The organism is Flavobacterium sp. (assembly GCF_029242675.1).
In the GTDB taxonomy this organism is placed as follows: domain Bacteria; phylum Bacteroidota; class Bacteroidia; order Flavobacteriales; family Flavobacteriaceae; genus Flavobacterium.
In genome coordinates this window covers 1-9,533 of the sequence record NZ_JAQWTM010000021.1, presented here as the reverse complement: position 1 = coordinate 9,533, position 9,533 = coordinate 1, and the positions used below count along the sequence as shown (strand labels likewise).

Below are 9,533 nucleotides of genomic sequence, written 5' to 3'. Positions count from 1 at the left end.
CTAAATTTAAAACTACTTTTAGGAATAAAAGCCTCCCAAAATAAAAGTACCGGAACGATTATTTACAAGAAAAAAAAGGAAGGAAACGGTTATTACTTGCAGTATGCTACCATTGAAAGAGGACAATATTTCTATATAAATAGACCCTTAAAATTTATTGAATTAACTCGCGAAGACAAAGATGTACTGTCATTAGATATCAAAGTTGAAGGGAATTCGAGTTCGAAAACAGAATTTTTAAATCTTTCCCGCTCTCCAATTGCAGCCTCAGAAATCACAAAAATTAAAGAAGATGATTTCAAGTATATCACAATTAAATCGTACGATCCAAAAATTTGGAAGGACTATAATGCCATTGAACCACTTGAAGAAATGAAACGATTTAAAGCAGCTAATTGATCTGATTTTCAAAAGTAAACTAAAAAACCACAGCAAAACTAAAGTTAAGCTGTGGTTTTCTTTTGATATACTATACTAGACCGATGTCTATAATTTTACCAGGGAATCGGACCGTAATCTTTCAAGAATTTTCCGCACCAATGTTTTCCTGTATTTATTCCGTCAAATAAAGGGTCCATTACACGTGCAGCTCCATCAACAATATCTAAAGGTGGTTGAAAATCTTGTTGTTCTTGTTTGATCTTGGCCAATTCAGCTGGATCTTCATCGGTTACCCAACCCGTATCTACGGCGTTCATGAAAATTCCTGATTTTGCCAATTCTCCCGCAGCAGTGTGCGTTAACATGTTCAGGGATGCTTTAGCCATATTGGTATGTGGGTGTCTCGCTTCTTTAAAAAAACGATGGAATTTCCCTTCCATGGCCGAAACATTGATGATGTGTTTTTGGCCTGTATTGTCTTTCTTCATCACTTCAGAAAGGCGATTACAGAGTACAAAAGGCGCTACCGAATTAACTAACTGTACTTCGATCATTTCCGTAGTTTCGATTTGTCCTAACTTTAATCTCCAGCTGTTTGTCTTTCGCAAATCTACTTGCTGCAAGTCGGCATCGAGTTCTCCTTCCGGAAAAACTTCGGTTGCTACTAACGCATTATCAAATGAATACGGAATTTGAGATAATTTGGCGGAAGCCCTTAAACCAATTCCAGGTTCAGGTCCGTGCCAAGTTACCGGCATATTGTCATTTGAAGAAGCGCCTGAGGTCAACGCTTTTAATTCATCTAAACAATTCAAATGATCCAATAACAGCTCTTGCGCTTGCTTTGGTAAATCACTAATTGGTCGTTCTTCATTTTCGATCATGTGGGTATAAAACCCCGCAGGACGCCGCACGGTTTGTGCTGCATTATTGATTAAGATATCCAAACGATCGTATTTTTGCTCGATAAAATTACAAAAAATCTCTACCGAAGGAATGTGTCGTAAATCCAAACCATGAATTTTTAAACGATCGCCCCAATCCATAAAATCAGGCTCTTTGGCAAAACGCAAAGCCGAATCCACCGGAAAACGAGTAGTGGCTATAACGGTTGCTCCACCACGCAACAACATCAAAGTAATATGATATCCTATTTTTAATCGTGACCCCGTAATTACAGCAACCTGCCCTTTTACATCAGCAGTTTGGAAGCGTTTAGCATAATTAAAATCGCCACAGTCTGTACACATGGTATCATAAAAATGGTGCATTTTGGTAAAATCAATTTTGCACACATAGCATTGCCTTGGAGTTTCCAACTCTAAGGTCTCTTTGTTTTCTAGTTCAGCTGCAGCCAATAATTTGGGCGCCATAAATACTGCTGACTCCCGAGCAAAACGAATTCCGGTTTCCTTACGAGCCGTGCGATCTCGCTTCTCCATTTTGCGTTTATTCGCTTTTACACCATCTTTTTTACGTCGTGCCAATTCATCGCGATCCGGTCTTGAAAACTGACCTGCGGCTTTAATCAAGGCGGTACGCTGCTCTTTAGGGATGTCAAAAATTTGATCAGTATTGCTGTTTAATTGCGAAAGGATGGCAATGCAACGGTTAATTTCATCCGATGTGATTCCTACTTCATCTATTTGTTCTTCGTTCATTATCTTTTGAAATCGTAGCTGTTATTTTTAAGAGCGCAAATATAGTTTTTTTTGAAGGACTTCATTTTCAAGTTTACACTCTATTTTAACTTCAAAATCTAGCAAAGTAAACATCATAATCTTTGTACCTTTGTGCATTCGAAGCACCTTATTATGTTATTCCAGATTAAATCCTACTTAAAATTCCTTTGGTATTCTAAAAATGAACATGCCGTTCATTCCCCATTTGTATTTACCTTAATAACCAAATGTTTTTACGACAAGAAAAGTAAACCTGAGTATTCCATTCTAAAAAAATATAGAAAATCACTTTTGACTAATTATAATTCCATTACGGTAATGGATTTTGGTGCAGGGTCCAAAGTTTTCAAATCGAATGTTAGACCAATTGCTCAAATCGCAAAAACAGCAGGGATAAGTCAAAAACGATCAGAATTACTTTTAAGAATTACAAATTATTTTCAGCCTAAAGCTGTTTTAGAAATTGGTACTTCGTTAGGGCTAGCAACGGCAGCACTCGCTTTAGGAAACAAAAAGGCGGCGATTACTACCCTTGAAGGTTGTCCTGAGACAGCGCGAATTGCCCAACAACAATTTAAAAATTTTGAGCTTCCTACTGTTCATTCAGCTGTCACAGCATTTGATTTGTATTTAGAGCAGCCTACGCTACAGCAACAAAAATTTGACCTGATTTATTTTGATGGTAACCATGCAAAAAAGGCAACATTGGATTATTTTGAAAAATTAGTGCCCACTATAACAAACGATACAGTTTGGATATTTGATGACATCCACTGGTCAAGAGAGATGGAAGAAGCTTGGAAAATAATTCAAGAAAATCCCTTCGTTACGGTAACAATTGACACTTTTCAATGGGGATTCGTTTTTTTCAGAAAAGAACAGCCCAAAGAACATTTTGTCATTAGAGTATAGCACAAAAAAAATGACAGCCATCTCTGACTGTCATTTTCTTGAATTAAAACCAATATATTACTGTTTTGCTTTTTCCATTTCTTCTGACTTAGCACCCATTCTATTTAAAGTGTACATAGGTGCAAATTTCAATTTCAAGCCTGCAATTTTTCTGTTATCTGAAGAGGTAAGACCTTCTTTTTCAACTGTATTTTTACGACTATCTAATGCTTCATACATTAATTTAATTTCATCCCAGTCTTCACGTGAAAATTTGTCTTTGTTATCTTGTACAGTATTTACGAATTGATCATAAACTCCCAAGATATTAGATGAATTTACCCATGAAAAATCCATGTCCTCACCAATTTTTCCTTCTCCAAATAAAGCATTACGCATGGCTTGTTTAGGGCTTGGCATTTCAGCAGCAAGCTGAGCTTGTACTGACGCTTTCATAGCCTCATATTTTAGTTTACTAGCTTCTAATTTCTCAGTAGCTTCTTTATTTTCTTTAATATCCATCAAAGCTGTTTCAGCTTGATTCATTTTTACAGTGTAGGTAGCATCGATTGATTCCCAGTTCATTTTTGCGTCAGCTGGTGCAACTGATCCTAATGAATCTACATATACAACATAACTTTCTACTGTTTTTTCTGCTTCTTTTTCTTTTTCGTTTTTACAAGATGTAAAACTTAATGCAATCACTGCTACTCCTAAAATTAATTTACTACTTTTCATATTTGTTGATTTAAAGGTTAATATTATTCAAATGTACATCGAATTCAATTATATTCAATACAAACATTATAATGTTGTAAATAATTAATAAAATTGTGATAAATACAGTAAAACATTATAATTTCATAATATTTTATCAAAATAGTGTAATTTCAAAAATGAACGACTACAATAGGCTACGGAAAGAAAGTTAGCACCAAAACGCCCATTCGCGTCTTATTTCTTTTGTAGCAACTATCTTATAAGTTATAAGTAAAAAAAACAATAACAATTGTAACAAAAAATGAAATCCCACAACTAATATAAAGAAGACGTACTTTATCATTTAAGAAAGTCTACAGTAATAAATCATTAACTACCCTTAAAAATGGAAAAGCCATTAATTAAAATATCCGATATTAAACGAAATTTTGTCCTTGGAGAAGAAATTGTTTACGTACTGAAAGGAATAGATTTAGAGATTAATAAAGGAGAATATGTTGCTTTAATGGGACCTTCTGGATCGGGAAAATCGACTCTGATGAATCTTTTAGGATGTTTAGATACACCTACATCTGGTAGCTACATTTTAAATGGCAAAGATGTCAGCAAGATGAAAGATGATGAACTTGCTGAAATTCGTAATAAAGAAATTGGCTTTGTATTTCAAACTTTTAATTTATTGCCTAGAACAACTGCTTTAGATAATGTAGCTCTACCAATGATTTATGCAGGCTATTCAAAATCCGAACGAAAAGCAAGAGCAGAAGAGGTACTGACTCAAGTGGCACTAGCCGATCGTATGGACCACCATCCTAACCAACTATCAGGAGGACAAAGGCAGCGGGTTGCAGTAGCAAGAGCCTTAGTCAATAAACCGTCAATTATTCTAGCCGATGAACCTACTGGAAACTTGGATAGTAAAACTTCGGTAGAAATCATGAAACTGTTCAATGAAATTCATGCTAATGGTAATACGGTTATTTTAGTTACCCACGAAGAGGAAATCGCTGAGTATGCGCATCGAATTATTAGATTACGTGATGGAGTAGTAGAAAGTGACACACGAAAAGAAAAATAATTAGCAAATCGCATCCATGAAAATTGCAATCCTAACTTGTAGTCAACTCCCCGATCTAAACCTAACCGACCAACCCCTAATTGCGGCGTTAGCCAAACATAATATCACAGCTATTCCTATGGTTTGGGATGAACCTAAAACAAATTGGACTGATTTTGATTTTCTAATTTTTAGGAACACCTGGGATTATTTTGAAAAAGAAGCCCAATTCAATTCTTGGCTTGATCAAATTGAAAAATCAGGAATTAAAACGTTGAATTCCATTGCGATCATAAAGCAAAACAAACATAAATTCTATTTACAAGAAATGGAAAGGCAAGGAGTTCGGATCCTTCCCACTATTTTCGTTAATAAAACTGCTGCTTTGAATTTGGAAGGCCTACTTCCCTCCCATTGGAAAAAAGCGGTAATCAAACCAGCATTTTCGGCGGGTTCGTATCTAACAGAAGTTTTTGACACGAATCAACTTGGTCCTATTAGTAAAAAATATAGCGAGATTGCATCGGATAAAGAATTGCTGCTACAAGAGTTCATGCGTGAAATTCAGACATTAGGAGAGACTTCTTTTATTTTTTTCAATAAGAGATTCTCGCATGCAGTAAATAAAAAACCAGTCGATGGCGATTTTAGAATTCAAGTACAATTTGGTGGCATCTACACTTTGATTCACCCAGATAGCCATTTGATTGCCCAAGCTCAAAAAATAGTCGATCGCTTCCCTGATGATTTACTCTATGCGAGAGTAGATGGTATCCTAATCAATGAGCAGTTGCACTTAATGGAAGTGGAATGTATCGAACCTGATTTGTACCTTCAATTGTCTCAAGGTGCTTTGGATCGATTTGCCGAAAGTATCGTGGAGCAAATAGCGCAATCGAATTCCATTTAAAAGAACACCTAATTAAATACGATTACAAACAACAATCAAGAATAAAAAACCAATGAAGAAAACAATTCTAATTTTGATCACTCTACTTATAAGTATTGTATCAGTAGCTCAAAGTCCATTTGAATGGAAAAAGCAAAAAAGTAATGGGTACGAATACAAATATGTATCAAATGACCCGGCAAAAGCACGTTTTTATACGCTGAAAAATGGCCTTACAGTTATTTTAAGTCCTACAAACAAAGACCCAAGAATCCAAGCTTATGTAGCAGTAAAAGCAGGAAGTAAAACTGACCCAGCTACTCACACTGGACTTGCGCATTATTTGGAGCACATGTTGTTTAAAGGTACTGACAAATACGGAACCCAAGGTTGGCCAAAAGAAAAAGTAGAGTTGGATAAAATTGGAGACCTATACGAGCAATACAACCAAACGAAAGACGAAGCAAAAAGAAAGAAAATATACCAAGCGATCGATTCTATATCAGGTGTTGCAAGTAAATATTCTATTGCTAATGAATACGATAAAATGATGAGTGCAATGGGAGCTCAAGGTACTAACGCCTTTACTTCATTTGAGCAAACCGTTTATACGGATGATGTTCCAAGTAGCTCATTAGACAAATACTTAGCCGTGCAAGCAGAGCGTTTTAGAAATCCTATTTTTAGAATTTTCCATACAGAATTAGAAGCTGTGTACGAAGAAAAAAACAGATCATTAGACAGCGACGGCAGTAAGGTTTTTGAAGAATTATTTGCTAGTTTGTTCAAGAAACATAATTATGGTCTTCAAACTACAATTGGAACAGTTGAGCATTTAAAAAACCCTTCGTTAGTTGAAATCAGAAATTATTTTAATAAATACTACGTTCCTAACAATATGGGAATCATAATGTCGGGGGATTTTAATCCTGATGAAGTAATTGCTAAAATTGACAAGACATTTGGTCAAATGCAAGGAAAACCATTTCAAAAATATACGTTTGAAAATGAAGCACCTATCACAGCTCCAATCATTAAAGAAATTGTTGGGCCAGATGCTGAGAATTTAACAATTGGTTTCAGGTTACCGGGAAACAAAGACAAAAATATATTGTTAGCTGATTTAGTTGGTAAAATATTGACTAACGGTAAAGCCGGTTTAATGGATTTAAACTTAGTTAAAAAACAGAGGTTACTAAATGCAAGTGCCTTTACCTACACTTTAATCGATCACGGAATTTTATATTTATCAGCTTCACCAACTACAGGGCAATCACTAGAAGAAGTGAAAACGCTTGTTTTAGCTGAAATCGAAAACCTTAAAAAAGGAAATTTTGACAATCAATTGATTACCTCTATTATCAATAATATCAAAAAGCAGAAAATTTACGAAACTGAAAAATATTCTGATAGAGCAAGCACCCTAATGGATGCATTTACTGCAGAACAAGATTGGAAAGATCAGGTTGCATACGTTGATAACCTATCTAAAATCAAGAAAGAGGACATTGTTGCATTTGCAAATAAGTACCTTGGAGACAACTATGCGGCTATATTTAAAAGAAAAGGAGAAAAAACAGTTGCTGAGAAAATCGAAAAACCACAAATTACGCCTGTTGCAACTAATGCAGACAAGCAGTCTCCATTTGTAAAAGGAATAGATGCAATGCCAAGCAATGCTAGCAAACCGATCTTTATTAATTTTGATAAAGACATCCAAAAAGCGAACATTGGAGCTGCTACTGTTTTATACGTTCCAAATACTGATAATCAAATTTTTCGTTTAAAATACCGCTATAAAATTGGAACTCTAAATGATTTAAAGCAATCATTGGCGACGCAATACATTCGTTTTTTAGGTACCGATAAAAAATCATCTGAGGAGATTGCAAAAGCATTCTATACTATCGCTTGTAGTTTTAATGTAAGTTCAAATGAGGAATACACTACGGTTTCGATTGAAGGTTTACAAGAAAACTTTGGTAAAGCCGTACAATTGTACGAAGAAGTTATTAATAACGTTCAGCCCGATGAAGCTGCTTTAAAAGCACTTTTAGCACGAATCACCAAATCAAGAACAGATGCAAAAGCAAATAAAAATGCTATCCTACAAGGTTTGACCAGTTATGCAATGTACGGACCAAAGAACAAATTCAACAACAGTTTTTCTAACCAAGAATTGGCCGCTGTTACTTCTGCTGAGTTGATTCAAAAAATCAAAAACATAAACAATTACGAACAAACGGTAATTTATTATGGTCCAAAAGATCTTAAATCTTTGGTAAGCGAATTAGAAAAAATACACACGATCCCAGCAAAATTTGCAGTGGCTGAAGCACCAAAAGAATTCAAACAAGCAGTACAAACTAAAAACCAAGTACTTTTTGCTGACTACGATATGGTACAAGCAGAAACAAGATGGATCAGAAACACGGACAAATACGATCCAAAGCAAAGTACTATAGTTAACGTTTTTAATAATTATTTTGGTGGCGGAATGGGATCAATCGTATTCCAAACGATTAGAGAAAGTAAAGCATTAGCGTATAGCACTTTTGGATACTACATTACTCCTCAAAAGAAAAATGATTCGTATTACTACATGGGCTATGTTGGAAGTCAAGCTGATAAATTTAGAGATGCTGCTAACAGCATGAATGAATTGTTAACGACAATGCCTGAATTAACGAATAATCTAGCATTAGCTAAAACGCAAGTGAAAAAAGATATTGAAACAGAGAGAATAACTCAAGACAATATTATCTTTAGCTACTTAGCAGCTAAAGAACTTGGACTAAACGAAGACATTCGTAAAGAAAGTTATAGTACGGTAGATCAAATCAACATGAATGATATTGTTGAATTTCAAAGTAAAAATATCTCTAAAAAACCATACACCTACGCGATAGTTGCTTCGGAAAAAAACATCCCGATGGAAGAAATGCAAAAGCTAGGAGAAGTAAAAAAACTTTCATTAGAAGAAATTTTTGGATACTAACTATCTAAACTACATAGTCAAAAAGCCATTCGAAAGAATGGCTTTTTTGTTAATACGAAACGATATACATGGAAATGATTTTTTTCTTTCCGCACCAATACTTTATCTTTGAGGCGAATAATAAAGGAGGCAAATGGAAAGGTTGATTCTTTTATGTTCTAAAAACAAAAATCATACTTGCCTTCCAAAAGATGAAATGCAAGTGATTGTACCCCAATAAATCCTAGAAATCAAGAAACAACTAGCTATAGTCTAGAAACGCAATAAAAAACAAATGAAAGTATATACTAAAACAGGAGACAAAGGAACGACATCACTTTTTGGCGGCACGCGTGTCCCTAAAGACCACATCAGAATTGAAAGTTATGGTACCGTTGACGAATTGAATTCCTACATAGGACTTGTTCGTGATCAAGAAATGAATCCACACTATAAAACCATATTAGCTGAAATTCAGGATCGTCTATTTACTATAGGAGCTATTTTAGCGACTCCACAGGAAAAAGAAGTCATGAAAAATGGAGAACTTCGATTGCAAAAACTAGGTATTTTAGATTCGGATGTTGAATTATTGGAAAATGAAATTGATAAAATGGAAGCTAATTTGCCACCAATGACGCATTTTGTACTTCCAGGCGGACATACAACTGTGTCACATTGTCATATAGCTCGTTGTGTATGTCGCCGCGCAGAGCGCTTGGCTGTTCATTTGAACCATAATGAGCCCATTGCTGAGATAGCGATTACTTACCTAAACCGACTTTCTGACTACCTTTTTGTATTGGCACGAAAGTTGTCTTTTGACCTTAAAGCCGAGGAAGTGAAATGGATTCCAAGGAAATAGTATACTGTTTGCAATAAAAGTATTCCGTTTTGAGCTGAATACTGATGACGTAACACGGAATACTGACCACT

At 35.2% G+C, this 9,533-nt stretch carries 7 protein-coding genes and 1 pseudogene; 6 read left to right on the top strand and 2 right to left on the bottom strand.

Translation table 11 applies throughout. The annotated features are described in order from the left end of the window. Positions 1–399: pseudogene (locus P8M54_RS00690) on the top strand (carboxypeptidase-like regulatory domain-containing protein); the annotation flags it as partial. 95 nt (positions 400–494) lie between these two features. On the opposite strand, the gene P8M54_RS00685 reads toward P8M54_RS00690, so the two are convergent. Then, positions 495–2,042, bottom strand: a complete 1,548-nt coding sequence (locus P8M54_RS00685) for an SDR family oxidoreductase (protein ID WP_300283844.1) — start codon at positions 2,040–2,042, stop codon at positions 495–497. A 153-nt stretch (positions 2,043–2,195) separates the two neighbouring features. Between P8M54_RS00685 and P8M54_RS00680 the strand changes: the two genes are divergently transcribed. Then, entirely contained in the window at positions 2,196–2,975 is a 780-nt protein-coding gene (locus P8M54_RS00680) for a class I SAM-dependent methyltransferase (protein ID WP_300283842.1), read from the top strand. Between the two features lie 57 nt (positions 2,976–3,032). On the opposite strand, the gene P8M54_RS00675 is transcribed toward P8M54_RS00680, so the two are convergent. Continuing rightward, entirely contained in the window at positions 3,033–3,692 is a 660-nt protein-coding gene (locus tag P8M54_RS00675) for a DUF6565 domain-containing protein (RefSeq protein WP_300283840.1), read from the bottom strand. A 367-nt stretch (positions 3,693–4,059) separates the two neighbouring features. Here P8M54_RS00675 and P8M54_RS00670 point away from each other — a divergent pair, with 367 nt between their 5' ends. From P8M54_RS00670 to P8M54_RS00655, 4 genes are all read left to right on the top strand, one after another. After that, a complete protein-coding gene (locus P8M54_RS00670; protein ID WP_300283838.1) occupies positions 4,060–4,752 on the top strand; it encodes an ABC transporter ATP-binding protein in 693 nt (230 codons plus the stop codon). Positions 4,753–4,768: 16 nt separating this feature from the next. After that, positions 4,769–5,641: a hypothetical protein gene (locus P8M54_RS00665; protein WP_300283836.1), complete on the top strand. Its 873-nt coding sequence runs from the start codon at positions 4,769–4,771 to the stop codon at positions 5,639–5,641. A gap of 52 nt (positions 5,642–5,693) precedes the next feature. Continuing rightward, positions 5,694–8,618 (top strand): M16 family metallopeptidase, encoded by a 2,925-nt coding sequence (locus tag P8M54_RS00660; RefSeq protein WP_300283835.1) that lies wholly within the window; start codon positions 5,694–5,696, stop codon positions 8,616–8,618. A gap of 274 nt (positions 8,619–8,892) precedes the next feature. After that, positions 8,893–9,462 (top strand): cob(I)yrinic acid a,c-diamide adenosyltransferase, encoded by a 570-nt coding sequence (locus P8M54_RS00655; protein WP_300283833.1) that lies wholly within the window; start codon positions 8,893–8,895, stop codon positions 9,460–9,462. Positions 9,463–9,533 lie beyond the last annotated feature (71 nt).

Bases quoted from the DNA above. Each gene is read 5' to 3' on its own strand.
- P8M54_RS00670 (WP_300283838.1), top strand. From the start codon at position 4,060: ATGGAAAAGCCATTAATTAAAATATCCGATATTAAACGAAATTTTGTC.
- P8M54_RS00660 (WP_300283835.1), top strand. From the start codon at position 5,694: ATGAAGAAAACAATTCTAATTTTGATCACTCTACTTATAAGTATTGTA.
- P8M54_RS00655 (WP_300283833.1), top strand. From the start codon at position 8,893: ATGAAAGTATATACTAAAACAGGAGACAAAGGAACGACATCACTTTTT.
- P8M54_RS00665 (WP_300283836.1), top strand. From the start codon at position 4,769: ATGAAAATTGCAATCCTAACTTGTAGTCAACTCCCCGATCTAAACCTA.
- P8M54_RS00680 (WP_300283842.1), top strand. From the start codon at position 2,196: ATGTTATTCCAGATTAAATCCTACTTAAAATTCCTTTGGTATTCTAAA.
- P8M54_RS00675 (WP_300283840.1), bottom strand. From the start codon at position 3,692: ATGAAAAGTAGTAAATTAATTTTAGGAGTAGCAGTGATTGCATTAAGT.
- P8M54_RS00685 (WP_300283844.1), bottom strand. From the start codon at position 2,042: ATGAACGAAGAACAAATAGATGAAGTAGGAATCACATCGGATGAAATT.